Source organism: Hylemonella sp. GW821-FHT12C09 (assembly GCF_058807395.1).
Window position 1 is genome coordinate 56,116 of the sequence record NZ_JBXAQQ010000014.1, and the last position, 24,328, is coordinate 80,443.

Below are 24,328 nucleotides of genomic sequence, written 5' to 3' on the forward strand. Positions count from 1 at the left end.
TTACAATGGCGAGTCGGGCCGGTTTTCCGGCCCCCTCCCTCGCCATGCACCGCAGCACGGTACACGGCGCAACCGATTATTGATCAAAAGACCACAAAAAACGAAGGCTTAAACAATGTCGCAGAACAAACACGCCAAGGTCCTCATCCTGGGCTCCGGCCCGGCCGGCTACACCGCCGCCGTTTATGCTGCGCGCGCCAACCTCAACCCCGTGCTGGTCACCGGCATGGCCCAGGGCGGCCAGCTCATGACCACCACCGAGGTCGACAACTGGCCGGCCGACGTGGACGGCGTGCAGGGCCCGGAGCTGATGCAGCGCTTTCTGGCGCACGCCGAGCGCTTCAAGACCGAGATCGTCTACGACCACATCAACAAGGTCGATTTCAGCAAGCGCCCCTACACCCTGACGGGCGACAGCGGCACCTACACCTGCGATTCGCTGATCATCGCCACCGGCGCCTCGGCCAAATACCTGGGCCTGCCTTCCGAGACAGCCTTCATGGGTCGCGGTGTATCGGGCTGCGCCACCTGCGATGGTTTCTTCTACCGCGACCAGGTCTGCTGCGTGGTCGGCGGCGGCAACACGGCCGTGGAAGAGGCCCTGTACCTGTCGAACATCGCCTCCAAGGTCTACCTGGTGCACCGCCGCGACAAGTTCAAGGCCGAGCCCATCCTGATCGACAAGGTCATGGACAAGGTCAAGGCCGGCAAGATCGTGCTCAAGACCTTCAAGACCCTGGACGAAGTCCTGGGCGACGCCAGCGGCGTCACCGGCATCCGCCTCAAGAGCACGATCGACGGCAGCACCGAGGAGCTGGCGCTCAAGGGCGCCTTCATCGCCATCGGCCACGCGCCCAACACCGAGATCTTCCAGGGCCAGCTGGCCATGGAAAACGGCTACATCGTCACCCAGGGCGGGCTCAAGGGTTTTGCCACCCAGACCTCGGTGCCGGGCGTCTTCGCCGCCGGTGACGTGCAGGACCACGTCTACCGCCAGGCCATCACCAGCGCCGGCACCGGCTGCATGGCCGCCCTGGACGCCCAGCGTTTCCTGGAACAGCAGGAATAAGCCGGCCGGGGCTTACGCAATCCGGCTATAATCGCAGGCTTTGCTGGACTTTCTGGTCCATCATGGGTTACCGCCACCCTACTGGCGAGGTGAGGCCCCCACTGCCCAGGTGGCGGCCGTTTGAAGAAAGCGAAGTGTCCTCATGGCACGCGTATGCGAAGTAACGGGTAAAGGCCCGATGGTCGGGAACAATGTTTCCCACGCCAACAACAAAACCAAGCGCCGGTTCCTGCCGAACCTGCAATACCGCCGTTTCTGGGTCGAGACTGAAAACCGCTGGGTTCGCCTGCGCGTTTCCAGCGCTGCCCTGCGTCTGATCGACAAGAATGGTATCGACTCCGTGCTCGCCGACCTGCGCGCACGTGGCCAAGCTTAAGGAGCTGAATCATGGCAACCAAAGGCGGACGCGAAAAGATCAAGCTGGAATCCACGGCCGGCACCGGTCACTTCTACACGACCAGCAAGAACAAGAAGACCATGCCCGAGAAAATGGCGATCATGAAGTTTGATCCCAAGGCTCGCAAGCATGTGGAATACAAGGAAACCAAGCTGAAGTAATTCAGCCCGCTTCCTGCCCGAAAGCCCGCCCCGTGCGGGCTTTTCTGTTTCAGGACCTGGACAAGACCCTGATGGGATAGCGTCCATTGATTGTAATGAGAACAATTCTCATTACAATCAATGGACGGTTGCACCGCAGCCTCGCCCCATTATGGAGAGCCCATGTCCTGTGCCGACAACGACCTGAACCCGCCCTGCCTGGAAGCCCTGGTAGCCGGCACCTTCGCCCTGATGACCTGCTGGGCTGCACCAACCGCCGATGCCAAGCTGCCCAGCCAGCGCCAGCGCACGCTGATGGCACGCAAGATCGTCTCCAGTCTCTTTTTCCTCAAATCCCATCCGCACGCCAGCCCCGGCCTGCGCCAGGTCATGGCACGCGCGCACGAACGCTGGGTGATGCTGCTCAAATCGGCCGGCGACGCCTCGGTGGTCACCCGCACATCGGACCCGCTGGCCGCCCTGCCGGGCGGTGGCCTGCTGCATTGAGCGGGAGCGTCCCATGTGCCAGCTGCAAATCACATCGGAGCTCCCCCCCATCGGCCCCGGGGCCCTCGAACCAGCCATGGCGTCCCGGCTCCCGGGCAAGGGCTCGCGCCGGCGCCGCCTCTGGGAACTCGACGGCCACGCCTACTGCCCGGTCATCGGGGTCTGTCTGCCCCTGCCCCAGCTACGCCGGCTGGCCGAGAAAACGCCAGGCAAACTGGGCCCGTACAGCGACTACGAAGTGCATTGCAGCGTGGTGGCCGAATGCAGGCGCCGCTCACCGCTGTCGGAGGCCCTGCACAAGGAACTCGAGCATCGGTATGCGCTGGTGCTGCGGGCCGCCCGGCAGCTCAAGAGCACGGAAGCCCTGGGCGCCTGGTGGCAGGATTGCCGCGCCAGCGCCGATTGGGCCGGCGCCCTGTGGGCAGCGCTCACCCACCCGCGCTGCGACAGCGAACTGGAACAGCGCATCCTGGGCGACGTCCACATGCTGCAGCACCAGGTCGGCATGGCCACACGCGCCGACCTGAACCGTCTGGAAGCCCTGCTTGACGAAAACGCCATCCTGACGCGTGAGCTGGCCAGCGCCCAGAAACGCAGCCAGCAGCAGACCAGCCACTACAGCAGCCGCCTGGAGCAGCAACAGGCCGAGACTCTGCGGCTGCGTGCTGCGCTGGTGCAGGCCCAGACCCGTCTGCACCAGCAGGGAGAAACGCTGGCGCAACTGCAGGCCAACGCTCCGGGTCTCGGGACCCGACGGGAACTGAGCCAGCAGAACCGCTTGCAGGAAGAGGCGCTGCAGGCCCAGACACGCGTGCTGCAGCAGACCCGGCAGGAGGCGCAGCAGCAGCGGGAACGCGCGCAGGCCCTGCAGGCCCGCCTGGATAGCCAGGAGAATGACCACACGCTCCGGCAAGCAGCGCTTGCCGGAGCGCCGGATCTGGACAAACGCTCGGTGCTATGCGTGGGGGGCCGAACGGCCAGCGTGCCGATCTACCGCCAGGTGATCGAGCACACCGGCGCGCGCTTCCTGCACCATGACGGCGGCACGGAAGACAACAGCAATCTGCTGGATACCACCCTGGCCGCGGCCGATCTGGTGATCTGCCAGAGCGGCTGCATCAGCCACAACGCCTACTGGCGTGTGAAGGATCACTGCAAACGCACCGGCAAGCAATGCGTCTTCATCGAAACGCCCAGCCGCTCGGCACTGGAGCGCGCGCTCAGTGCCATCGACCTGCCCGGGAGCTAGGGCCGGCTCAGACCACCACAGGCTCGGGTTCGAGCCGGATACCAAAGCGTTCGTAGACGCTGGTCTGGATGGCCTTGGCCAGGGTCATGACCTCGCCGCCCGTGGCGCCCTGCTCGCCACCGCCGCGGTTGACCAGCACCAGCGCCTGCTTCTCGTAGACCCCGGCCTGGCCGATGGACTTGCCCTTCCAGCCGCAGGCGTCGATCAACCAGCCGGCCGCCAGCTTCACCGTCCCGTCAGCCAGCTGGTAGTGCACGATCCTGGGCTCGCGCGCAATGATGTCGGCGCACTGCTCGGCCGTCACCGTCGGGTTCTTGAAGAAACTGCCGGCATTGCCGATGACCGCCGGATCGGGCAGCTTGGCGCGGCGGATTTCACAGACCCAGTCGTAGATCTGGCGGGGTGTGGGGGCGTGGTTGCCGGTCTCGGCCATCTTGCGTTCCAGGTCCAGATACCCCAGCACCGGTTTCCAGACCTTGGGCAGCGCCAGGCGCACGCGGGTGATGAGGGCGCGGCCCGCCAGGCCAAACCCAGGGGCGCGGCCGTCGGCGGCGTGCTTGAACACCGAGTCGCGGTAGGCAAAACCGCACTGCGCAGCATCCAGCGTGAAGGCGCGGCCGGTCTCCAGGTCGATCGCATCGAGCGACTCGAAACGGTCCTGCAACTCCACCCCGTAGGCACCGATGTTCTGCACCGGCGCCGCCCCCATGGTGCCCGGGATCAGGGCCATGTTCTCCAGGCCCGGCCAGCCCTGGTCCAGGCTCCAGCTCACAAAATCATGCCAGTTCTCGCCGGCGCCGGCCTCGACGATCCAGGCCTTGTGCGTCTCCCCGACCAGGCGGCGGCCCGGGATCTCGACCTTGAGCACCACCGGTTTCACGTCCCCGGTCAGCACGATGTTGCTGCCGCCGCCGAGCACGAATTTGGGCGCCGGGCCGAGTCCGGGGTCGGCCAGCACGGCACGCACGTCGGCCTCCTGCAACACCCGGACCAGGGTATGGGCCCGGGCGACGATGCGGAAGGTGTTGTATGGCTGGAGCGGGACGTTTTTCTCGACTAACATAGTCCCTCAGGGGGGTCGGCAACAGACCCTGATTCTCTCATTCATCAGCCTCAGAAAAATACCGTCATGCCTTCTTTCGACACCGTCTGCGAAGCCGATATGGTCAAGGTGAAAAACGGCGTGGAAAACTCCGTCAAGGAGATTGCCACGCGCTTCGACTTCAAGGGCACCTCGGCCAGCATCGAGATCAAGGACAAGGAGATCACCGTGATCGGCGACGCCGACTTCCAGATCGAGCAGATCCTGGAAGTACTGCGCAACAAGCTGACCAAGCAGTCCGTGGACGTGCGCTTCCTGGACATCGGCGACCTGCAGAAGATCGGCGGCGACAAGGTCAAGAAGCTCATCAAGGTGCGCAACGGCATCGAAGCCGAACTCGCCAAGAAGATCCAGCGCCTGGTCAAGGACAGCAAGATCAAGGTCCAGGCCGCGATCCAGGAAGACAAACTGCGGGTTTCCGGCGCCAAACGCGATGACCTGCAGGCCGTCATGGCCCTGCTGCGCAAGGACATCACCGACGTGCCCATCAGCTTCAACAACTTCCGCGACTGAGGCCGGCACCATGACCTGCCGCCTTGTCCTGCTGCTGTGCGCCCTCGTCCTGACGGGTGCAGCGCAGGCGCAGACCGTGGTGCTCTCGGGCATCCTGGGCGGCAGGGTCCTGCTGGTGGTGGACGGCGGTCCCCCCCGAAGCGTGGCCCCGGGGCAGAGTCACCAGGGTGTCAAGGTCATCGACATTCAGGCCGGCCAGGCCCTGGTGGAGATCGGCGGCGCGCGCCAGACCCTGCGGCTGGGCGAAGGGCCGGTCAACGCGCCCCCAGCCGAGGGCGAGGCCGGAGACCAGCGCCGCATCGTCCTGCACGCCGGCAGCAACGGCCACTTCCGAACTTCCGGGCAGATCAACGGGCGCACCGTGAATTTCATCGTCGATACCGGGGCTTCGGTGGTGTCGCTCAGCGTGACCGACGCGGATGCCATCGGCCTGCCTTACAAGTCGGGGCAGACGGTGCAGGTCGGCACTGCCAACGGCGTCACCGTGGGCTGGCGCATCATGCTGTCCAGCGTGCGCCTGGGCAGCGTGGACGTCTACAACGTCGAAGCCCTGGTGACCCCGGCCCCCATGCCCTACGTCCTGCTGGGCAACAGCTACCTCACGCGCTTCCAGATGACACGCACCAACGACCAGATGGTGCTGGAGCGACGGTATTGAAGCTGCTGGTATCCTAGGCTCTTATTCCGGATCGCGCGCCGTGTCTGTCCAAAACGAAAACGAGTACGAAGACCTGCTGGGCTTGTGGTCGGACCTGGAGTCCGGCCTGGGCATCCTGCTGGGCAGTCCGCTGAGCGTGCAGGAGTTCGAACAGCGTATCTGGCAGTACGACCGCTGGATGCAGGCCCTGCTGCAGCGCGACGCCGACGTCGGCCTCTACCTGCTGTTCCAGCTCGCCACCAATTCCTCGGTCGGCTACAGCGCCTCGCACAGCCTGGTCTGCGCCACCCTGTGCCACCTGCTCGCCGCCGAGCTCAAGCTCGATGTCAAGGAACGCGACAGTGTGGTCCATGCCGCGCTGACCATGAACATCGCCATGACCGAGCTGCAGGACCAGCTGGCCCTGCAGACCGAAAAGCTCAGCCAGCCCCAGCTCGAAGCCATCCGCCTGCACGCCCCCAAGGGCGGCCTGATGCTGGCCAACAGCCTGGGCGTGAGAGACCCGCTGTGGATCGAGGTGGTGTCCTCGCACCATGACGAGTACACCGAAAAGATCGAGTTGCGCCTGCTGCCCGCCCACAAGCGGCTGATCCGCATCCTGCGGGTGGTGGACCGCTATGCCGCCATGATCTCGCCGCGCAAGTCGCGGGAAGGCCGCAGCGCCACCGAGTCCGTGCGCACCATCATGACGGGCGCCAATGCCTACAACGATGAGGTCGGCCACGCCATGGTGCGCGCCGTGGGCCTGTGCCCGCCCGGCACCTATGTGCGCCTGGAAGACAACACGCTGGCCGTCGTGATGCGCCGCAGTGTGCGCCCCAACCTGCCCCATGTGGCCGTGGTCACTGGCACCGACGGCCAGGTGCTGCCGCAGCCCCGCCTGCATCGCACCATCAGCGGCCGTCCCACCATCCAGGCGGCACTGGCCACCTCACTGGTGCGCCTGCGCCTGAACCATCACCTGATTCTGCAGTTGGGCGCACAAGCCGCCATGCAGGTCTGACCCCGCCTGCGGGGGGCACCGCGCTCAGGTCTTTTTCTTGCCGAGCCTGGACTCGGTACCGCGCGCCAGCCGGCCGATGTTTTCAGCATGCCGATAGATCAGCAGCAAGGACATCAGGCTGATGGAAAACAGCAGGGCCCCGTCCATGTACCAGGCCAGACCATCACCGAAGACGTAGTACAGCGGCGCGAAGACAGAGGCGACCAGCGCCGCCAGCGAGGAATAGCGGAAGAAGAAGGCGATCAGGATCCAGGTCAGCAAGGTGGCCAGGCCCAGCGCCCAGTGCACGCCCATCAAGACGCCCAAGGCCGTGGCCACGCCCTTGCCCCCTGCGAAGCGGAAAAACACCGGGTACAGGTGGCCGAGGAAAGCGCCCAGGCCCACCAGCGCCATCGTGCCGGCCTCCAGCCCATAGGGTTTGCCATACCACTGGACCAGGGCCACCGGCAGCCAGCCCTTGGCGGCATCGAGCAGCAAGGTGACCACGGCGGCCTTTTTCGAGCCCGAGCGCAGCACGTTGGTCGCCCCGGGGTTCTTGCTGCCATAAGTACGCGGGTCGTTCAGGCCCATGACATGGCTGACGATGACGGCGAAGGACAAGGAGCCCAGCAGATAGGCGGCCACGGTGGCCAGGGCGGGATAGGCGACAGACAGGGAATCCAAGACTCTTGCTCCTCAAACGGCCCGGCATGTCGCGGGGCCCTGTTGTTCAATGCTTGCCGCTATTCTGCCAGTGTGGCCGGCAGCGACAGATCATTCTTGCGCATCGTCTTGTCGCCATACATGTGGTTGTCGGCCGCGTGCAGCAGCTGGTCCAGGTCGGTACCGGCATCCGGATAGATCGCCACCCCGATGGAGACGCCTACCTGCAGCGACCGACCTTCGAAAACGATCGGCTCCTCGATGGAGCTGCGCAGCCTCTCGGCGATGATCTCCAGCGTCTCCCTGGAGATGTTCTCCAGCAGCACGATGAATTCGTCACCGCCCCAGCGGGCTACCGTATCGTTCTGTCGCACGGCCGCCAGGGCACGCAGCGCCACCGCCGCGAGCACCGCATCGCCGGCCTTGTGGCCATGTCGGTCGTTCACGGTCTTGAAGTCGTCCAGGTCCAGGAAAAGCAGGGCGCACAGCAGGGTCGGTTGACGCTGCTGGCGGGAAAACGCCATCTGGGCACGGTCCTCGAACAGCCGACGGTTGGGCAGCCCCGTCAGGTCGTCGTACATGGCCCGGTACGCCATCAGGCCACGGCTGCGAATGAGCATGTAGAGCATGGACGCAACCAGCAGCCCGCCCGCCAGGGAGGCGGTGCGTATCAGCCAGCGCAGCCCCCGGGGGTCGTCGACGGTCCGGTTGCGCACGGCGATGGCCCAGCGCCCGCCGGGGATCTCCATCTCCTGGATCAGGGCGTCCGGCTGGTCGAACAGCTTCAGCGGTCCCCAGACGGCATCGCCCGACAGTCCCAGGGCATCACGGCCGCGGATGGCAAATTCGAAACGCTCGTCGTCCGACTCGGCCTGCACCGCCTGGAACAGCGAATCCGAATCGATCACCGTGGTCAGCAGGCCCCAGTAGCGTCCATACAGCATCAGCGGCATGCGGTACAAGAGGCCGCGGCCGCCCTGAACCAGCGCCGTCGGACCGGCCAGCGCGGCCAGGCCGCTCTGGGCGATCTTCTGGATCACGGGCCACTGGGACGGCTGGTCGGGGTAGTGCAGGCCGATGGCTCGTTCATTGCCCTGGACCGGATAGACGTAAAGCACGCGGTAGCCAACGGCCACGCCGAAGCTCCTGACATGGCGGTTGCTGCGATGCAGGACGGCCAGGATGTCCTGGATCTCGCGAGCCTGCATGCTGTTGTTGCGCACGACCAGGTAAGCCCCCAGGCCGCTGCTCAGGTAGAGCAGGGAATTGAGTTCACGCTCCAGACGCACACGCAGGGTGGTGGCATAGGACAGTGTCTCGATATGGCGCTTGTTCAGGCGATCCTGCAACTGGGAGCGCAGCACCACCTCGCCCCCGGCCAGCAGCAGGACGAAGACGACTGCGGCAACAGCCAAAGCCCCGGTACGCCCGGAGAGAAACGCAAAACTCGGGACTCGCATTCCACAAACTCCGGTTGCGCATTCATTCTCGCAGAGTCGGCGTCAGGTCAGGGTGGCCCCGCGCACGGCGCTATTCGGCCAGCGCGCACTGCACCGGCAAGGCCCCCAGCAGCTGCACGCATACCTGCGGGGCGATGCCCACCAGATAACCACGCCGTCCACCGTTGATCAGGATGCGGGGCAGCGCGAGGATCGTTTCCTCGATGTAGACCGGCATCTCGCGCCGGGTACCGAAGGGCGAGGTGCCGCCTTTGTTTATACGCTGCGAAGCGTTATCCGATGCTCAGATTTCAGAGAGGACCGTACCTTGGATAATGCCGCCGCCTTAGCCACTCGTCAAATCGATGGCCGGACTGGCTAATAGTGGTCAGAGGGCTTCAGACACCACAAGCGACATCGCCACTGACAACAAGTAGGTGCTTTGGATGGCCTAGACCGAGAAACCACGCCTGCGGGGTACCTGCGCGTGCCAAGACGTCACAGCCCAAGGGCGCCGTGCTGACAATGGCTATGCGTTTCTCCTGCGATGCTCCAAAACACACAGCGGTGAGCGTCCAGCAGACTGTCTTCACGCCCGCGTCTCAAATTCTCTACAGTGCTCGAGAGACACGGGGGCCGCCCCGCGTGACTTGCGCCAGGCCGGGGAATCAGGGCCAAGGAATAGAATAGGTCTTGATATTTGTGATGCCTCGCATGGCCTCTCGAATTCCCTCCTTGTACCCAAGACCCGAGTCTTTGATGCCTCCAAACGGGGTCAGTTCCAGGCGATAGCCCGGAACTTCCCGGACGTTGACAGTGCCGACCTCAAGTTCGTTGACGAGGCGACTAATATAGTCTAGCCGCTGGGTGCACACCGAACTCGACAGGCCATATGCAGTGCCGTTCGCGATCCTGATTGCCTCGTCAATACTCTCGAAGCGTATGACCGGCGAGACTGGCCCGAACGTCTCTTGCATCACAACGACCATCTCAGGTGCCACATGGTCAATCAATGTGGGAGCGTAGAGGGCGCCAATGCGGACATTCCCCGCCAGTAACCTGGCGCCTTCTCGTATCGCCTCATTCACCCGATACTCGAACAAGTTTGCGGCAGAAGAGTCGATGACTGTGCCCATCTGGTTCTGGGGATCCATGGGATCACCATACCGCCACGCTAGGGTCTTAACTCTGACCTGCTCAACGAACTCATCGGCAACCCGCTCGTGGACAAGCAGGCGCTTGACTGCTGTGCATCGCTGCCCGGAGTTCCTGTATGAACCATGGACGGCAAGCGTTGACGCCTCATCGAGATCGGCATCTTCCATCACAATGATCGGATCGTTCCCCCCAAGCTCAAGCACCACCCGACGATAGCCCGCACGATTCGCAATATGCTTCCCGACCTGTACTCCGCCTGTGAACGTAACAAGGTCCACCATTGGATTTGTGATCAGCTCATCCGAGATTTCCGCGGGGTCTCCTGTGACAATGCTTAGCATTTCCGGCGGAAGCCCGGCCTCATAAAGAATATCCGCGAAAAGGATCGCGGAGAACGGGGTCTTCTCAGAGGGCTTGACCAGAATCCGGTTGTTAGTAGCGACGCTCGGCACGACTTTGTGGGCTACTTGATTCATCGGATGATTGAACGGGGTGATTGCCGTGATAACCCCAATTAGTGGGGACCGGAGGGTAAACACCTTTCTGGCCCTGCCGTTCTGCGTCACGTCGCAACTGTAGATCTCACCATCATCCGTGAGCGACTCGGTGGAGCCAAACGTCAGGACGTCGCAAACACGACTAACCTCATAGAGAGCGTCATTGATGGACAGACCAGACTCTGCGGTTATAAGAGCTGCCACTTGGTCTCGCCGCTCCCTAACGATTTCTGCAGCCTTGCTGAGAATACTCGATCGCTCGTATCGTGTGAGCTCAGGTCGATAGGACCGTACCTTGGACATTAGGTCCGCCACTTCTTCTCGTGTCGCCTTTGGGACGGAACCGATCTGCTCACAAGTAAACGGGTTATGAACAACAATTGTCCGACCTCCGGTACGGTCTCCTCCGACCCGGCGTCCCGCAAATCTCATCAAGTTTAGTTGGTTGTCTAGGATGTACTGCTGAATCATTTGCTTAGATCTCGCGATGATGACACTTACGTAAGATCTCGAGTGCCGAGATATTCGGGCTATGCCTGGTCGGTCCTGCGGCCCGAGTCATATAGACATGACCAGGTAAGAGGCGTCACTGCGCTCGGCACGGGCCTAGTCAATTCCTTGGGCTGCAAGTGGCTAGTTTCATTACGGCGCCGACCCGAGTTCAATTGTGAGATCGCGGTCGAAACGGGCATTGAGATGATCCCCGGGTTTACCCCGCGGGTTGCATATGACCCTGGTGTCCTTAATGAAGTAATCGAAGCTGGTGTGGGTATGACCGTGGATCCAGAGTCTCACGCTCGGCCCCATGAGATCCTCCAGGTTCGAGGCATAAGCCGCGGAAATTAGTTCGCCGGCCCATTTCCCTGCCAGACTCCTGGCCGACGGCGCATGGTGGGTAACAACAACGACCGGAGCGGACGCCGAAAGAAGGGCTTGTCTGATAAACGCGACGGAGTCGTTATGAAGGTCATACGCATCCGCCGGGGAAAAGGGCCTTTGCCCCTCGTTGCCCTCAACGAGGATCCTCTGATGGTCGCGTAGACCTCGCTCGGCTTGGCCCATGGCGTCGTCAGCCAACGATTCGCCAAAAACAGCATAGTCGGTCCACAGCGTGGCCCCGATGAACGTCACTCCACTGAGGGTCGTCGCAGCCTGCTCTAATACATGCACGTTAGAGGTCTTGGCTGCCTCAGCTCGCAGCTTGGTGAGAGCACCAGTGTATGTGTCGTCATAAAGCTCATGATTGCCTGGGACATACACAACGGGTCTGCCCAGGCCCGACGAGAACCGAATGCCATCAACACCATGGGAAATGTCGCCCGCCAAAATGACCACATCAACATCATCCAGTGCCCCCACATCGAAGCTGGCACCCTCGAGGTGTAGGTCCGACCAGACCCTCAACTTCATCCTCTTGAGATGCATATAGGTATCGGGACGTGCGATCCCAGAGTAATCCTGCTCTCCTGAGCTGGGTGCAGTAACGTGCATGAGGAGTGCGGGCCTCTCGAGACCCTATCAGTTCCTACCTTTGGGAAGACCTATACTTTGGAAGGCAAGCTGTCCTTGCTCGATCGATCGAACTATCTCTGTCTCTGACATCATGTCTAGATGCTTTGGGTATCGCATGATTGTTGGACCCAGACCCTGCGCTAGCAGGAGTCTGTTAACCGTCAGGAAACCAATCGTTCGTATATTTGCCTCGGCAAACAAGTGATGCTGGTTCAGATCTCGACAGCATCTCGCTATCGCCGCGAGGACCCGAGTCTGCCGGACCTCTTCACATTCACGATTCAGCCTCGAAATCTCGTCGTTGTACTTGTCAATGATCGACCGAGCACGTGCCAAACACTCAGTTGCGCTCTTTGGTTGCAATATCAGCTCCCCTTGGTCGTTACCCTCTGGCGCTCGTATGGTGATCCAATCGCCACTCGACTTCTCAGAGGCCATGAACTCCAAGAGCCCGTCTGTCGTAAAGTTCACGCCAACAATGAGCGGGAACGATACGCGGCACTCCCGATAACCTAACTGGAACATGCTCTTGTGCCGGAGGCCATTCCTCTTATAAACCCCGGCAACAGCCTCGTCATGGAGTCGGCAGTACATATGTTCATCTAGAGGCAGATGCAGTTCGGAGATCATCATGTTGAAGGCACGAAGTGTCCCCTCAAGGTATCCAGCCTCGTTTTCAAAGCAATAACGGCGAAGAGCCGTTGACTGGACATTCCCGTCGATCACGAGTCGCCAGACCTGATTCGGATCTACTTCATAACCGCAACGAAGGAGGTTCCGAGACAAGACGTGCCCCTGGTAATGGGCCCCAACTAGCTTGCGCACTATCTGTAGGACACCATGGCTGGGAGTGTCTATGGGGATGTCGCTGAGGATGCTCTCCAGCGCAGATATCCTGTCATCCAGAGTCGGGCAATGGATCAGTTGGCATGCCACCAGCTCATTGACATCGTTTATAAGGGCAACCCCCTCAGATGGCGAGGAGATACCGGCAGGAATGACCTCTGCTGGCTCACGACCTGTATATCTATGACACAGTCGCTCCAGCGTGATCCCCACGGTTGGCAGAGCGCTGATCTTGAGTTCACACTCCAATGTGACAAGGTTAGGTGGGTAAGTTGTACAACCCATCAGCTCATGCCCCGATCCACTCTCTTCACGAGATAACCCGTAAGCGCCTGGCGATTGACGCACTGACTCCCGCAAAAACGCCAAGTCTTTGATCGCAGAGCGAATAGACTCGGAAGTCTCGTCGTGCATGGAGAGACCAACGTACCCGACGACAATGTCCGCAACTTCCTTAATGTAGATCCGAGAAGAAGATGCGGGTTGACGCGTGAGACACGTGCGCCTGTTGACATCATCTGGCGCGACACCGACTACCCCCATTAGTACAACCGCGAGCGTGAGACGCGGCCCCATGAATGAGCGAACCAGATGCACCGGGGTATCGCCATTCACTATCAGCAGGCACGGGGCGCTCAGCTCACGACACAGTTCAAGAGCATCAGTGGTGCCCTGGGGTAAACCATTCAGTTCAAGTGTCTGAATCATCGTTGCCCCGAGTGCCAATGAGTCGGCGAAGACTCGGGTCGCCCAATCAGTACTGCTAACATTCTTGATCACACAAGAGCAGGAATGCCGAAGGAGTGTGTTGTTGATAGAGGAGGCCCCCGCGGTCTCCATCAATCCGGCAGATCACCCGAACACCTTTACCACAGTAATTAGCCCGGCGCCGATCATCAGCACGCCGAACACCCGCTTTAGCTGGCTTACGGGCAACTTATGAGAGACCATCACACCCCATGGCGCTGAAAGCGCTGCCGCGGCACCAACGGCGAGCCCGGCGGGCCAATAGACTAGCCCAACTAGGCCTTGATTGCCTGCAGCCGCGACATGCGAGCTGAGGCCGAAGGAAATAGTGCCCGCGATCGCGATGGATAGACCAACTGCGCTAGCCAAGGCGACGGCGCGCTTGATACCCAGGGTTCGTTCGCATCTGAGCAGGTATGGGACAGTTAGGCTCGCGCCGCCAACCCCAGCGGTCGAGCTAAAGAAACCGATGGCCCCGCCCACGAGCCACCTGGGCACTACACCAACAATGGCGTGGGTCCATGCTGGCGGAGAAACGTCCCCGCTGGGCGCATTCGCATCAGCAACCATTCGGAATCCAAAATAACCAGCATAGGCCGCAAAGATCACTGCAATGACACCACCTGGCACGCTACTAGCGACCATCGATCCACCTAGCGCGCCGATTGCAGCGCTTGGGACCAGGACTCTTAGCCAGCTGACCTGGAGCGCCCCCCGCCTATGTTGGGCGAGGACTGCCGACGCGGCGGCGGGCACTGTTGCGGCGAGTGCCGATGCGACGGCCACCTGTGGGAGTACGGTGGAGGCGACGCCAAGACTTGGCAGCAACAAGATGAAGATGGGCACCATTATGAAGCCACCTCCGACACCCAGCAGTCCGGAAAGGAAGCCGGACGAGCCGCCCGTGGCAAGCAGAACTAGATAGGTGGAACTGATTTGATTTCTCCCCGAGACGAACAACGAGTCATAAATGATGCAGTGAGAAGCAGAGATGGCCCTGCCCGTCTAGTAGAGACGGTCCCTTAAGGACTGCTCTTCCAGTCGCGAGGACTCCTCCTCAGTAAGCCCAGGAATCTGATCCGCCAGCATCTTCGACATGAGAGGAAGTTCGCCCCTTCCGTGAAGATCCGGTCTCCACAGACCGGAGCGAATCGCTGACTTCGCGCAATGAAGGAACACCTCATCGATGTCAATTACGAGGCCGGTTTTCGGCGTTCTCGACCTGAAAGTCAACCGGCCAAGAACTGATTGATCGTCGGTAATAAAGGCGCGGCCGTTAATCCTCAACATCTCATCTACCCCCGGGATCAGGAAGAGGGTGCCCACGCACGGGTTAGTCAGCACGTTCCGCGCAGTGTCCAACCTATTGTTCCCAGGCCTGTCCGGGATCAGGATTCGATTGTCATTGAGTATCGACACGAAGCCAGGAGAATCTCCACGTGGAGAACAGTCTGCACCGGACCCGGGGATTTGAGACGAGATGATCAGGAACGGGGATCTTGAGATAAAGACCCTACAGTGCGAGTCGAGCCGGCTAAGGCACTTGCGCTGCGCCCTCCAGCTCGGATCCGGGTACAGATCTTTTAGCTTCGGAAGATCCGTCACCCGGGATAAATTGTCACCCTCAGCCATGGCTGGCATCCCTCACATTTTCCGTCGGGGTGGTACTGAGCATAGATAGTTGCTCCTATGCCGGCGCGAACTCGCTAGGCTCGCGCACCACAAGCTCAGGCCGTCGCGGGACTGGCGTTTGCCCCTCCACAACATTACGGTACCACAGCTCAACGTTCATGAGCATCCATACCTTCTTTCCATAGAAATCGAAGTCCAGCTTCTGCGGCGTGGTAAGGAACTGCTCCAGCTTCTTATGATCAAATATCCCGCGTTCACGGGCAGACTTGTCTAGCAGGAGTTCTTTCGCATAGTCCATCATTCCCGTTTTCAGCCAGGCATCGAGGGGCGTGGGGAAGCCCATTTTCTTCCGCGCGGTGAGTTCTCTCGGTAGTAAGCGCTTCCCTAACGTCCTCAACAAATACTTGTTCTGGTCCAGAACTTCGGATGCCTTGAATGCAGACGTGAAAAGCCCCTTAACCATGGAGATCGGAGAATTCCATTTCATCTTCAATTCGTGAGGCATGTGTATGAATGTCTCGACGAGCTCATGATCAACAAATGGAACGCGTCCTTCAAGTGAAGCCAACATCCCTATGCTGTCCACCTTGTCGAGGATACAGCCGAGGTGAATCTTTTGGAATGTGTGGAGCACACGATCATGTGGGTCACAGTCGGAAGTCTCGCTGAAGGCTTCCTCGAAGACACTTCGCGTTGCGCGATCGCCACGGAGCGCGGATCGAGTATCGGCCGAAAACAGATCCCATTTTTCGTCGAAAGGCATCCAGTTGTAGACGTTAAAGAAATGATCTAGATGGGTTTTGCATGTGATGTTGGCAATCGGTCCGAATGGGTCCCCCTTCCCGAGGGACCGTAGCCACTCCGCATCCTTACCTACAATCGTTTGCAGCGCTTCGATCTTCTTCCAGTCGAATGGGGACCGCATCACTCGCCCATATCCACCGAATAGTTCATCGGCACCATCACCGCTAAGCGCCACCTTGACGTGTCGTCGTATCTCCTTGGAGAGTTCCAACACAGTTACCATTTGAGGTATTGAGAGAGGAGCGTCACACTGCTTGATCAAAGGCGCCATCCCCGCGACGTATTGCTCCTGATGCACAACGAGGTGTGTGTGGTCTGCGCCAACCGCCCTGGCCACCTCAGCTGCGAACTCGCCCTCGTCGTAGTCGCTCACGCCGTAGCCGACCGAAAAGGTCTTGAGTTCGGTGTTCATATTCCTCGCCATCAGCGCGACCATGATGCTGGAGTCAAGGCCACCGCTCAGATATGCCCCGAGAGGAACGTCTGCAACCAGACATCGCTTCACCGCCCGCTCGAGTAATGACTCGGCCAAATCGAGCCATTCTGCCTCCGTTTTATCGCTGCGGATCTTTGGTGCCGGCAACGACCAGTATGTCTTCTCACAAATGCCATTTGGGCCGATCGTCATCAACCTCCCGGGCAGGAGCTTATTTACACCTTTGAAATAGGCTGTATCCCAAACCGCCTGTCGGAAGGTTAAGTAGCTGGAGATCCCATCAAGGCTCGCTTCCCGTCTGAACCCGGGGAATGCGAAGAACGACTTGACCTCTGAGGCAAATAGGAAGCTGTTCCCGACCTGTGTCCAATAAAACGGCTTGATCCCAAGACGGTCTCGGGCCACGGTCAATGTCTGACTCCGAGGGTCCCAGGCAGCAAAGGCGAACATCCCTGTCAAACGTTCAACTCCGGCCGCACCCCACTGCACAAATGTACGAAGCAGCACCTCGGTATCCGATCTCGTGCGGAAGACGGCGCCCAGCTTCTCAAGTTGAGCGCGGAGTTCCTTATAGTTGTAGATCTCGCCGTTAAAGACAATGGCCACCCCGGTGGCCGGATCGATCATTGGCTGATGGCCACCTGGTACGTCGATAACGCTGAGGCGCCTGAAGCCTAGACCAATCGGCCCATTCGAGTAGAGTCCCGCATCATCTGGGCCGCGATGAACCGCGCTGTCGCGCATTGCTTCCAAGATCTGGTGTTCGGTAAATCTCGCTCCATCGCGATGGAGAATGCCTGCGAATCCACACATTGTTAGCTCCTCTCAATGCTATCGTTTGACTTTGGCCCCAGAAGGAAGAAGTTCTGACTGCGAGCGTGCTCTAAGTCCCCCTCTTCGTCGATTTCTAGCCACCTCTTGCCTTGCAGCCAATGGACGTTCACTCGCAACCCTTCCCGGGAGAGCTGCGGGATCACCCTTGTGTAATAGTCGGTCTTCCAATGCCCGCTGTCGACCGCGGAGTGCAGTGCAGAGGAGAGCGCAGCGCTGCCCGTCGCGCTGTACTTGGCGACACCAACGAAGTTTCCATGCCCGTCTTCAGGAGGGATGTGGCTTCCAATGTCCACCAGTCGCTCGCCGACGGCTTTCACTCGCATGGTCCCAGGCCGGCACTGCCGCCCATCAGAAAGGAGTGCAACATCCGAGTCGTTTCGAATGAGTTCGCTAAACGCCTCCGGTTGCACTAGCACGTCCGCAAAGAGGATTAGCAGGGCCCCTTTGAGAAACGTCGAGCCAGACGCCAACGTCCACAGGTTATTAGTTACTGCATAGTCCTTGTAGTGATGGCAAGTCACGTCCTCCGGGAGTACCGACTCGATGTCTCCAGCACGGTGACCAAGAAAGACAGTGATCTTCTCAATGCCGGCCGCCCTAAGCGCTGTGATCTGATGGTGGATGATTGGCCTACCATGGAGCCTGAGTAGGCATTTCGGCTTATCAGTGACGCCCCTCAGTCTTGAACCAACGCCAGCCGCAAGTATTACTGCGTCCATACTTGGCCCTCAGGTTCCACCAACGGCTCATCGGCATTTAGTCCATACTTCCCGAGCGCATCTTGGACGTATGGGTCTCCCAAGACACCCGCCCGGTCAAGCGTCATTAGGCATGCCCTCGAACTCTGCAGCCTGGCGTTAATGATCGCTTCCCTGGTAAACGTCTCAGCAACTACTTGAGAGGCGTCTGCACGACTCAGTCCAACCTCCGTAAGTACTCGCTCGATACTGACCTGGTCCGCGTCTATGAAAGTCGCAACGAATTGCGGGATCAGTGGCCCGATCTGCTGGCGCTGTCGTAGAGATAGCTGAGGCCAAGCACGGGCAAGGAAATCGGCAAAGAAGCGGTGATGACGACTCTCATCTTCGGCATGCTCCCTCATCACGCGACGCACTGGCTCCACAACCCTGTCATCGCGGGGGATATCGAGCAGTGTGCGGGTTATTAACGTCTCGGAGACCGCGCAGAAGAAGAGCGGCAGGATCTCTCGAATTTCAGGAGCCGTCTCCGATTGAATTTCTCTCAACCTGGTGTAAAAGGCAGGTGGTCCAGATGTTGTGTTGGTGATCCTTGTACTCCACTCCACCTCTTTTTCTAGCTCGAACACTAGCTTTCCATGAAAGGATTCGTCGACAAGGATCTTCCACGCGTCGATTTGTAGCTCAGGTGGCAGATCGAACCCTGACTCCCGTCTCGCGATCTTGAACACCGCGTCGTTTATGACGGCATGTTCCAGTACCTGGGTGAATCCCAGACTTGAGTAAAGGGTTTGCGCGAGTACCCACCTCTTTTTGGTCTCATCCTGCTTGACCATAATTGGATGCGCGAGGACTGAGACTAGATCGGGCGAGAAGAGGAGACCATCCTCCCAGTCAATGTCTCCCTCGTGCCGCTGGATTGTCCTGCGTACGCCCGCACGCTCTTCCCAGTCCTCGAAATGGCGAGACTTATTCACCTGCACCCCCTTCCCTGCTCTTGCCCTGGCCTAGTTGACGGACGACGATTCGCCATACGAGCGTTCGACTGCCGTCTTGATATGTCGTGCGAAGCGACGCGCTACGAATTCCGGAGTCACGCTAGGTCGCGGGAGACTTGCCATTGTTCCCGCTCGTACCGGAATATGAATAAGATGCGGCCCGACAGTGTCTAGTGCACTCCTCAGTACCTCCGCCACTGAGTCGAGTCCGTGGCACGAATACGTGTTTGCGTAGCCGCATGCCGCGGCTACGGCACTAAAGTCGACGTTCCCAGAGTTAGTCGGCTGACCGCCGGTACTGTCGTGCATGCCGTTGTCGATGACTAGATGAACCAACTTTGAAGGTCTGTACCGTCCGATGGTAGAGAGGTTGCCGAGCTTCATGAGTGCGGCACCGTCACCATCGAGGACTATCACCGGGATTTCGGAATTGAGAGCAATGCCCAGCCCGATTGCACTCGCACAACCCATTGAGCCAACAACATACAGATTGCGTGCGTCGTCACCGAGTGCGTACAGTTCCCGTCCCGTCTTCCCTGTAGTTGCTACGAGAGCAGCCTGACTTGGCGCCAATGAGCGAGCCATGGCGAGCACCTCCTCCCGCGTCGGGAGTTGGGACGAGCGGTTGCCCAGTTTCCTGTGAACAGCTTCGGGGCGGCGGACGATGGCCTTTGCCTGCAGGCGCTCCTCCTCGACAACACCTGGCTCAACGATTAGTGCGAAGGGCTTTTCATTCGTCTGTATGTAATGGTGCGCCCTACTCAGGGTTGGGAGAATCTCGGAAACATCTCGCGGGAACGGCGCGTGAGGAATCTTCAGCACGTCCAATAGGTCATGCATCACCTCGCCCATAAGGGAGTGCTGAGGCTCGTCAGGGACCCCGGGAGATCCTCGCCAACTGATTATCAAGAGACTGGGGATTCCGAAGACATGATTGAGTGAGCTTAGAGGGTTCACGGCGTTGCCGAGGCCGGAGTTCTGCATCATCACGACTGGACTCCGCCCAGCGAGGTATGCCCCTGCGGCGATTCCAATGGCCTCTCCTTCGCTCGACGCAGAGATGTGATCGAGCCGTCCGTTGCCCAAGACCCCATTCAGAAGGGGCGTCAGATATGAGCAGGGCACACTGGTGAAGAAGTCAAACCCAAGCGCCGCGGAAGCGGCAATGAAGTCCTCTCCCTTGATCATGCTTGCTCCTCGACCGCTGATTGCGCCTGTCGTGGGAGATAGCGATCTTCTGCCTTGTGCAACTCGGCTTGGTCAACGAGGGAAAAGATCTCCGCCACACGAGGAAGGTCGTGCTCGATACCCAACAGTGAGCGCTGACCGTGAATTCTCTGGCACACCTTTCGCATGCTCGCAACCGAGGCGCGAAGGTTGTGGTTTGCCCAGATCACGGTTGCCACCCCAGCGCGCGCAAACTCCTCCGTCGGCACTTTGTAATACATCGTTGGAACAATGATGACTGGGCCACGGTTCTGCCAATGGAGCATGAACTCCAGTATTTCTGCAGCGTCGCTCTTTTTTGAGTGAATGAGGATTGCGTCGGCACCCGCAGCGTGGTACTTCTCAGCACGGCGCAGTGCTTCCGACATCCCAGCACCAGCGATTAGTGCTTCCACTCGCGCTACCACACAGAACTCATCGTTTAGCTGACTGTCTTTGGCGGCCCTGATCTTGCCGGCAAATTCCTCAGCATCAGCCAGTTCCTGCCCCTCTCCAATGAAGGAGTTCGTTTTTGGGAAGATCTTGTCTTCTATGCAAACTCCGGCAATGTTCCTCTGGCAGAGCTTCTTCACCAGACGTCTGACGCTATTGAAGTTCCCATAGCCGGTGTCGCCGTCCAGCAAGATTGGAAGGTCTGTGCTGTCAGCCATGAATTCAGCGACCTCCAGTACCTGCGTCCACGAGGCCTCGTTCGCATCCCTTACCCCGAGAGCCGCGGAAATTGATAGCCCGGATGCCCAGATACCATCGAACCCCGATTCCGCAACAATCCGCGCCGAGAGTCCGTTATGAGCTTCCATAAGAAAGGTTGTCTCTGGGGCGCTGATAAGACGTCGCAGCTTTGACGCCAAGTAAGTATCTCTTGGTGCCCTGCGCTCCCCCGTTGTGTCGGTTCCTGTCATAGCTATGTCTCCTCTAATGCGGTCCTGAATCCGTCTGCATATGTTTGCTCCTGCGTTGCGCAGCGAACTGCCGTACTTTGCCCTTTCCGTTGCAGGGATAGAAGATGAAATCTGATACCTAACGTGAGACAGGTAACCCTGGACACCTAACTTCGGTAATGATCAGATCAGCTGAGACAATCCGCGCCCAGCGCGACGATGCGAGGTTTCCAGGGAATGCACCTAGTCTGACTATCGAGGTTCGCCACCAACACAAGTCGCGGACGCTCTATTGCCGCAGATGGGTGGTCATCTAAATTCCTGGAATATTCGCGAATTCCATACGCATTGCACCGACTTCTTGCACTGATGGCCCGCGATTCCCGGGAGCGCTTGGCGGCAAGGAGGCTACTCGGCAACGGAGGACACGTGCGTCGCGAACGGGAAGGCCGAGCGGTCTACCAAGGTGGCAAACACGACTCTCAGTCACTGCACAGTCGTTCCAGCACGAAAGAGATTGGAGGCGCCCACTAGCACCTTGTCGTCGAGACGGTGCACGCCACCTGTATGACTGCAGCGCTCCTAGGATATCGCCATATCGTCCGAGGGCGGCTGCCCGCTTCACCGTGGACCAACGTGGCGTCCGTTCACTCTAACGCCACCGCTACAGGAACTTGTGAACCGACCACCTATCGGGGCAGTCAAGACACGCATTCTTGCCGTCTCTGTCAACGGGCACGGGCAGCATTTATCCCAGGCAAGCTGCCAGTTGGTCGTGGGTCTGGTTCCGTCTTGTCAGCCTGTCTTGCCTGCTCACGCGACTGGAGAAGCATTGCAAGTTCAAGTCTTGATCTCACGCAAACGAGGCGCATCAGGTCGAACATGTAGTTCTTCACGGTACCCACGGATAGTCCGAGCTCGAATGCAATCTCTTTGTTGGAATGGCCTGCCAGAAGCAGACGAACGAGGTCTTCCTGTCGCGGCGTGAGGGAAATGCGCCTCCCTCTCACCACGTACCCAATATGCACAGGCTCCGGCGACGATGACTCTCGGGAGTTGTCCAACTCCATTAACATCGTCCTGAGTTGCGTAATCGACCCATTTCTTGGCAGATACTTTGGGGCACCTGGAGTAGATCGGTACTGCTCAGAGCGATCTATTCGGTCACCGAGAACAATTGTTTGCAGCACGCTTGGCGGCGGATCTATGGCCAGGCGAGCAATGAATCCGGCGACCTCGGCGTTCCCGACACCAGCCTCAATCAAAACAACTATTCGAGGGTTGGTTTGCTGGTCATTGAGCCGCTCAAAGGCAATCTCAACCGATTGTGTGCCAGCGATATACCAATGGGGAAGAAAGTCTCGTATGAGAGCTGTCAGACCCAGCTCAGCAAAAGGACTGTCCGCAACAAGTAAACACTGCATCTAGCAGGAACCCTCATCGTTCAGCTGTTTCATATATCCGTTGGACGTCAGGCCTTAGACACTCCTACTCTTCACTGGGGAATGGCTGCGACGAGGGACAACTGACGGGCCAATATCTGAGGATCTGGGCACGTCGTGCACGCGCTGGGAGTTGCCGCTCGCCGCCGAGAAGTCTATTCCTGAGGATAGGCTTGGCTCGCTCGCCGGCTCTATCGAAGGATAGCCTAATGCGTCTCGTGGTCTACCGTGGCTTGCGGCATCTGCTAATGTTGCCGCGCCAATGATCTAGCGACGGCGGAAAGACACCGAAGCAACGTACAAGTACGTTAGGCACGTCTGGCCTCATAACCTCTCCCGTTCTAAACCCTATGGGGCTTATGTTTATTAGTCTTCCACTCTAACTTGAGTTGCCGGAAATGTGAAATGCGTATTTTCCCTATGAATCGACCCGGGTTTACTAGACACTTCCAAGCCGTTGGGAATGTCGTTTCTCGAACTCTCAATCACGGGTCGATTCACTCCCCAGGTTATTCCAGTATCACTACCGACTCTTACCTACAGGCTTGATGAGCTTTAGTCGAGCTGACCTCGGCAGGTTTAACCTCAACTGCCGATTCTCCTCTTCAAGTAACTTGAATTTTTCAATAAGCTCGGCCAGCTCTTGCTTGGAATGCTCCAGATCAACTTCAGAAATCCTAAGGCTTTCGACCAGCGCCGCCCTCACCTGCTCATGATCGGCCACCCTCGACTGCAGATCACGGCGGACGCGCTTGTGTCCAACGACTGCAGTTGCTTTGAATTGAGCGATCCAAGCTTGAACTTCCTTCACCAACGCACTGTAGTGTGGCTTGTGAAGGGTAACCGGATGTATTCCACCACGTCTGGCAACTTCAGCCTGTGAAACCACTCCCTTATTCTGAGGATAAACACCGCGATTGTTGTCTACGTCCGCTTGGATCTGTGACATAGCTTGGCGGACACGCTCGTATGTCTTTTGAATGTTTGCGTCGTGAAAAATGCGTGACGCAGCCTGGATCTTCACCCGAGTTTCTTGGGTGCGCGCAGGCTTTTGGATCTTTGCCACTTCATTTTTCTTCATTTCTGAGGTGCTCCGTTGACCAGGGCGTTCACGGTTGGATGACACATCCACTTGTCACGAAGATCATCAAACCTGGGGATATGGGCTCGAATTTGACCTGCCCAGAACGCGGACCGCAGCTCCTCCCCTTTCGATTGCTCAGCTTCGTATGCAGCAACCGCTTCCTGAATGGCAACATCAACATCAGCCCGCAAGAACGCCTCTTCTAACCTGTGATCACAGCTAGTTTGACATCGACTAGGCTCTGGCCTACCAAGGCCTTTATTGCATGGGCCAGCCTGCCCGGGCACCTTGGTACAGACAACACCATGTCGTACCTGCTCCCATGCATGTCCTTGAAATGTCAAAAGTTCTGAAAGTTCGACGATATCGTTAGCCCCGAACTCCTCGCCCCTACGAAGCGAGTCTCGCCGTGCCATCTCAACCGCAGCATGAATCTTGAGGGCGGCAAGCCCACCGTAGCCAGCAAAGTCATATCCGCTTTCGGATGTACCGGCGATATCTGCCTCCACCATGCTTTCAACTACCTCCTTCGCTCGCATGACACGCAACTCCCTCTCGACAACCTCAATTTCCGAGCGCAGCTCCTTGTCGGAAAGAATGTAGTACAGCGTCATCTCGATATCCTTGTGGCCGAAGACGTCCATTAATATCGCTGGCGCTTGAGTCAGAGCAAGCGCGACGAGTCGCGCAAGAGTCTTCCGCAATCGATGAGATCTTAGATTCTGTCCCCCCGGAGTGGGCTTCCCCCGATTCCCCGGACACATTCAATAACATGATGTGTTCAGGAGATATCAATGACGAGGACAAGAAGGA

The 24,328-nt window shown here is 59.1% G+C and carries 24 protein-coding genes and 2 pseudogenes; 9 read left to right on the top strand and 17 right to left on the bottom strand.

Going from position 1 to position 24,328, the window contains the following annotated elements; all coding sequences use genetic code 11:
• The first annotated feature begins 115 nt into the window (after positions 1–115).
• From trxB to AC1RRP_RS18795, 5 genes are all read left to right on the top strand, one after another.
• Complete coding sequence (gene trxB / locus AC1RRP_RS18775) at positions 116–1,069, top strand: thioredoxin-disulfide reductase (RefSeq protein ID WP_493038896.1); 954 nt, start codon at positions 116–118, stop codon at positions 1,067–1,069.
• A gap of 142 nt (positions 1,070–1,211) precedes the next feature.
• Complete coding sequence (rpmB, locus tag AC1RRP_RS18780) at positions 1,212–1,445, top strand: 50S ribosomal protein L28 (protein WP_057676948.1); 234 nt, start codon at positions 1,212–1,214, stop codon at positions 1,443–1,445.
• A gap of 11 nt (positions 1,446–1,456) precedes the next feature.
• Positions 1,457–1,627 carry a 50S ribosomal protein L33 gene (gene rpmG / locus AC1RRP_RS18785; protein ID WP_057676949.1) on the top strand — a complete coding sequence of 57 codons (171 nt, stop codon included), beginning with the start codon at positions 1,457–1,459 and terminating at the stop codon, positions 1,625–1,627.
• Positions 1,628–1,789: 162 nt separating this feature from the next.
• Positions 1,790–2,113 (top strand): hypothetical protein, encoded by a 324-nt coding sequence (locus AC1RRP_RS18790; protein ID WP_493038897.1) that lies wholly within the window; start codon positions 1,790–1,792, stop codon positions 2,111–2,113.
• Between the two features lie 76 nt (positions 2,114–2,189).
• Positions 2,190–3,362 (top strand): DUF2325 domain-containing protein, encoded by a 1,173-nt coding sequence (locus AC1RRP_RS18795; protein WP_493038898.1) that lies wholly within the window; start codon positions 2,190–2,192, stop codon positions 3,360–3,362.
• A 7-nt stretch (positions 3,363–3,369) separates the two neighbouring features.
• Here AC1RRP_RS18795 and murB read toward each other — a convergent pair whose 3' ends face one another.
• On the bottom strand, positions 3,370–4,425 hold the full coding sequence (gene murB / locus AC1RRP_RS18800; protein ID WP_493038899.1) for a UDP-N-acetylmuramate dehydrogenase: 1,056 nt from the start codon (positions 4,423–4,425) through the stop codon (positions 3,370–3,372).
• Positions 4,426–4,491: 66 nt separating this feature from the next.
• On the opposite strand from murB, the gene AC1RRP_RS18805 reads away from it, so the two are divergent.
• Genes AC1RRP_RS18805 through AC1RRP_RS18815 form a run of 3 tightly spaced genes read left to right on the top strand, consistent with a single transcriptional unit; the run spans position 4,492 to position 6,638 of the window.
• Positions 4,492–4,977: a YajQ family cyclic di-GMP-binding protein gene (locus AC1RRP_RS18805; protein ID WP_493038900.1), complete on the top strand. Its 486-nt coding sequence runs from the start codon at positions 4,492–4,494 to the stop codon at positions 4,975–4,977.
• A gap of 10 nt (positions 4,978–4,987) precedes the next feature.
• Positions 4,988–5,635 carry a retropepsin-like aspartic protease family protein gene (locus tag AC1RRP_RS18810; protein ID WP_493038901.1) on the top strand — a complete coding sequence of 216 codons (648 nt, stop codon included), beginning with the start codon at positions 4,988–4,990 and terminating at the stop codon, positions 5,633–5,635.
• A gap of 40 nt (positions 5,636–5,675) precedes the next feature.
• On the top strand, positions 5,676–6,638 hold the full coding sequence (locus AC1RRP_RS18815) for an HD-GYP domain-containing protein (protein ID WP_493038902.1): 963 nt from the start codon (positions 5,676–5,678) through the stop codon (positions 6,636–6,638).
• 24 nt (positions 6,639–6,662) lie between these two features.
• Here the strand turns inward: AC1RRP_RS18815 and plsY are convergent, their stop codons facing one another.
• The 14 genes and pseudogenes from plsY to AC1RRP_RS18885 all read right to left on the bottom strand — a co-directional run bounded on the left by plsY (position 6,663) and on the right by AC1RRP_RS18885 (position 22,065).
• On the bottom strand, positions 6,663–7,292 hold the full coding sequence (gene plsY, locus AC1RRP_RS18820) for a glycerol-3-phosphate 1-O-acyltransferase PlsY (protein ID WP_493038916.1): 630 nt from the start codon (positions 7,290–7,292) through the stop codon (positions 6,663–6,665).
• 68 nt (positions 7,293–7,360) lie between these two features.
• Positions 7,361–8,740 carry a diguanylate cyclase domain-containing protein gene (locus tag AC1RRP_RS18825; protein WP_493038903.1) on the bottom strand — a complete coding sequence of 460 codons (1,380 nt, stop codon included), beginning with the start codon at positions 8,738–8,740 and terminating at the stop codon, positions 7,361–7,363.
• Positions 8,741–8,810: 70 nt separating this feature from the next.
• Positions 8,811–8,990: pseudogene (locus tag AC1RRP_RS18830) on the bottom strand (Cys-tRNA(Pro) deacylase); the annotation flags it as partial.
• 397 nt (positions 8,991–9,387) lie between these two features.
• Positions 9,388–10,845 (bottom strand): phosphonoacetaldehyde dehydrogenase, encoded by a 1,458-nt coding sequence (gene phnY / locus AC1RRP_RS18835; RefSeq protein WP_493038904.1) that lies wholly within the window; start codon positions 10,843–10,845, stop codon positions 9,388–9,390.
• Positions 10,846–11,016: 171 nt separating this feature from the next.
• Positions 11,017–11,799: a metallophosphoesterase gene (locus tag AC1RRP_RS18840; protein WP_493038905.1), complete on the bottom strand. Its 783-nt coding sequence runs from the start codon at positions 11,797–11,799 to the stop codon at positions 11,017–11,019.
• A 93-nt stretch (positions 11,800–11,892) separates the two neighbouring features.
• The gene (locus AC1RRP_RS18845; protein ID WP_493038906.1) at positions 11,893–13,440 is read right to left on the bottom strand and encodes a hypothetical protein; all 1,548 of its coding nucleotides are present in this window, start codon (positions 13,438–13,440) and stop codon (positions 11,893–11,895) included.
• 144 nt (positions 13,441–13,584) lie between these two features.
• Complete coding sequence (locus AC1RRP_RS18850; RefSeq protein ID WP_493038907.1) at positions 13,585–14,439, bottom strand: sulfite exporter TauE/SafE family protein; 855 nt, start codon at positions 14,437–14,439, stop codon at positions 13,585–13,587.
• Positions 14,440–14,484: 45 nt separating this feature from the next.
• Entirely contained in the window at positions 14,485–15,120 is a 636-nt protein-coding gene (locus AC1RRP_RS18855) for an MSMEG_1061 family FMN-dependent PPOX-type flavoprotein (RefSeq protein WP_493038908.1), read from the bottom strand.
• Between the two features lie 46 nt (positions 15,121–15,166).
• Positions 15,167–17,164, bottom strand: a complete 1,998-nt coding sequence (gene asnB, locus AC1RRP_RS18860; RefSeq protein ID WP_493038909.1) for an asparagine synthase (glutamine-hydrolyzing) — start codon at positions 17,162–17,164, stop codon at positions 15,167–15,169.
• Between the two features lie 2 nt (positions 17,165–17,166).
• Positions 17,167–17,904: a phosphocholine cytidylyltransferase family protein gene (locus tag AC1RRP_RS18865; RefSeq protein ID WP_493038910.1), complete on the bottom strand. Its 738-nt coding sequence runs from the start codon at positions 17,902–17,904 to the stop codon at positions 17,167–17,169.
• Positions 17,892–18,860: a diiron oxygenase gene (locus AC1RRP_RS18870; protein ID WP_493038911.1), complete on the bottom strand. Its 969-nt coding sequence runs from the start codon at positions 18,858–18,860 to the stop codon at positions 17,892–17,894. The genes AC1RRP_RS18865 and AC1RRP_RS18870 overlap by 13 nt, the downstream gene beginning before the upstream one ends.
• A 30-nt stretch (positions 18,861–18,890) precedes the next feature.
• Positions 18,891–20,069 (bottom strand): phosphonopyruvate decarboxylase, encoded by a 1,179-nt coding sequence (gene aepY / locus AC1RRP_RS18875; protein WP_493038912.1) that lies wholly within the window; start codon positions 20,067–20,069, stop codon positions 18,891–18,893.
• A gap of 11 nt (positions 20,070–20,080) precedes the next feature.
• A pseudogene (gene aepX, locus AC1RRP_RS18880) lies at positions 20,081–21,010 on the bottom strand (phosphoenolpyruvate mutase); the annotation flags it as partial.
• Positions 21,011–21,717: 707 nt separating this feature from the next.
• Entirely contained in the window at positions 21,718–22,065 is a 348-nt protein-coding gene (locus AC1RRP_RS18885) for a helix-turn-helix domain-containing protein (RefSeq protein WP_493038917.1), read from the bottom strand.
• Between the two features lie 105 nt (positions 22,066–22,170).
• On the opposite strand from AC1RRP_RS18885, the gene AC1RRP_RS18890 reads away from it, so the two are divergent.
• Complete coding sequence (locus tag AC1RRP_RS18890) at positions 22,171–22,404, top strand: hypothetical protein (RefSeq protein ID WP_493038918.1); 234 nt, start codon at positions 22,171–22,173, stop codon at positions 22,402–22,404.
• Positions 22,405–22,954: 550 nt separating this feature from the next.
• On the opposite strand, the gene AC1RRP_RS18895 is transcribed toward AC1RRP_RS18890, so the two are convergent.
• Positions 22,955–23,512 carry a hypothetical protein gene (locus AC1RRP_RS18895; RefSeq protein WP_493038913.1) on the bottom strand — a complete coding sequence of 186 codons (558 nt, stop codon included), beginning with the start codon at positions 23,510–23,512 and terminating at the stop codon, positions 22,955–22,957.
• Positions 23,509–24,129 carry a hypothetical protein gene (locus AC1RRP_RS18900; RefSeq protein WP_493038914.1) on the bottom strand — a complete coding sequence of 207 codons (621 nt, stop codon included), beginning with the start codon at positions 24,127–24,129 and terminating at the stop codon, positions 23,509–23,511. Before AC1RRP_RS18900 ends, AC1RRP_RS18895 begins: the two co-directional genes overlap by 4 nt.
• Positions 24,130–24,328 lie beyond the last annotated feature (199 nt).

Bases quoted from the DNA above. Each gene is read 5' to 3' on its own strand.
- AC1RRP_RS18855 (WP_493038908.1), bottom strand. From the start codon at position 15,120: ATGCCAGCCATGGCTGAGGGTGACAATTTATCCCGGGTGACGGATCTT.
- asnB (WP_493038909.1), bottom strand. From the start codon at position 17,164: ATGTGTGGATTCGCAGGCATTCTCCATCGCGATGGAGCGAGATTTACC.
- murB (WP_493038899.1), bottom strand. From the start codon at position 4,425: ATGTTAGTCGAGAAAAACGTCCCGCTCCAGCCATACAACACCTTCCGC.
- AC1RRP_RS18805 (WP_493038900.1), top strand. From the start codon at position 4,492: ATGCCTTCTTTCGACACCGTCTGCGAAGCCGATATGGTCAAGGTGAAA.
- aepY (WP_493038912.1), bottom strand. From the start codon at position 20,069: ATGATCAAGGGAGAGGACTTCATTGCCGCTTCCGCGGCGCTTGGGTTT.
- AC1RRP_RS18790 (WP_493038897.1), top strand. From the start codon at position 1,790: ATGTCCTGTGCCGACAACGACCTGAACCCGCCCTGCCTGGAAGCCCTG.
- trxB (WP_493038896.1), top strand. From the start codon at position 116: ATGTCGCAGAACAAACACGCCAAGGTCCTCATCCTGGGCTCCGGCCCG.
- AC1RRP_RS18900 (WP_493038914.1), bottom strand. From the start codon at position 24,129: ATGACGCTGTACTACATTCTTTCCGACAAGGAGCTGCGCTCGGAAATT.
- rpmG (WP_057676949.1), top strand. From the start codon at position 1,457: ATGGCAACCAAAGGCGGACGCGAAAAGATCAAGCTGGAATCCACGGCC.
- AC1RRP_RS18845 (WP_493038906.1), bottom strand. From the start codon at position 13,440: ATGATTCAGACACTTGAACTGAATGGTTTACCCCAGGGCACCACTGAT.
- AC1RRP_RS18895 (WP_493038913.1), bottom strand. From the start codon at position 23,512: ATGAAGAAAAATGAAGTGGCAAAGATCCAAAAGCCTGCGCGCACCCAA.
- rpmB (WP_057676948.1), top strand. From the start codon at position 1,212: ATGGCACGCGTATGCGAAGTAACGGGTAAAGGCCCGATGGTCGGGAAC.
- AC1RRP_RS18840 (WP_493038905.1), bottom strand. From the start codon at position 11,799: ATGCATCTCAAGAGGATGAAGTTGAGGGTCTGGTCGGACCTACACCTC.
- AC1RRP_RS18795 (WP_493038898.1), top strand. From the start codon at position 2,190: ATGGCGTCCCGGCTCCCGGGCAAGGGCTCGCGCCGGCGCCGCCTCTGG.
- phnY (WP_493038904.1), bottom strand. From the start codon at position 10,845: ATGATTCAGCAGTACATCCTAGACAACCAACTAAACTTGATGAGATTT.
- AC1RRP_RS18865 (WP_493038910.1), bottom strand. From the start codon at position 17,904: ATGGACGCAGTAATACTTGCGGCTGGCGTTGGTTCAAGACTGAGGGGC.
- AC1RRP_RS18810 (WP_493038901.1), top strand. From the start codon at position 4,988: ATGACCTGCCGCCTTGTCCTGCTGCTGTGCGCCCTCGTCCTGACGGGT.
- AC1RRP_RS18825 (WP_493038903.1), bottom strand. From the start codon at position 8,740: ATGCGAGTCCCGAGTTTTGCGTTTCTCTCCGGGCGTACCGGGGCTTTG.
- AC1RRP_RS18885 (WP_493038917.1), bottom strand. From the start codon at position 22,065: ATGTTAATGGAGTTGGACAACTCCCGAGAGTCATCGTCGCCGGAGCCT.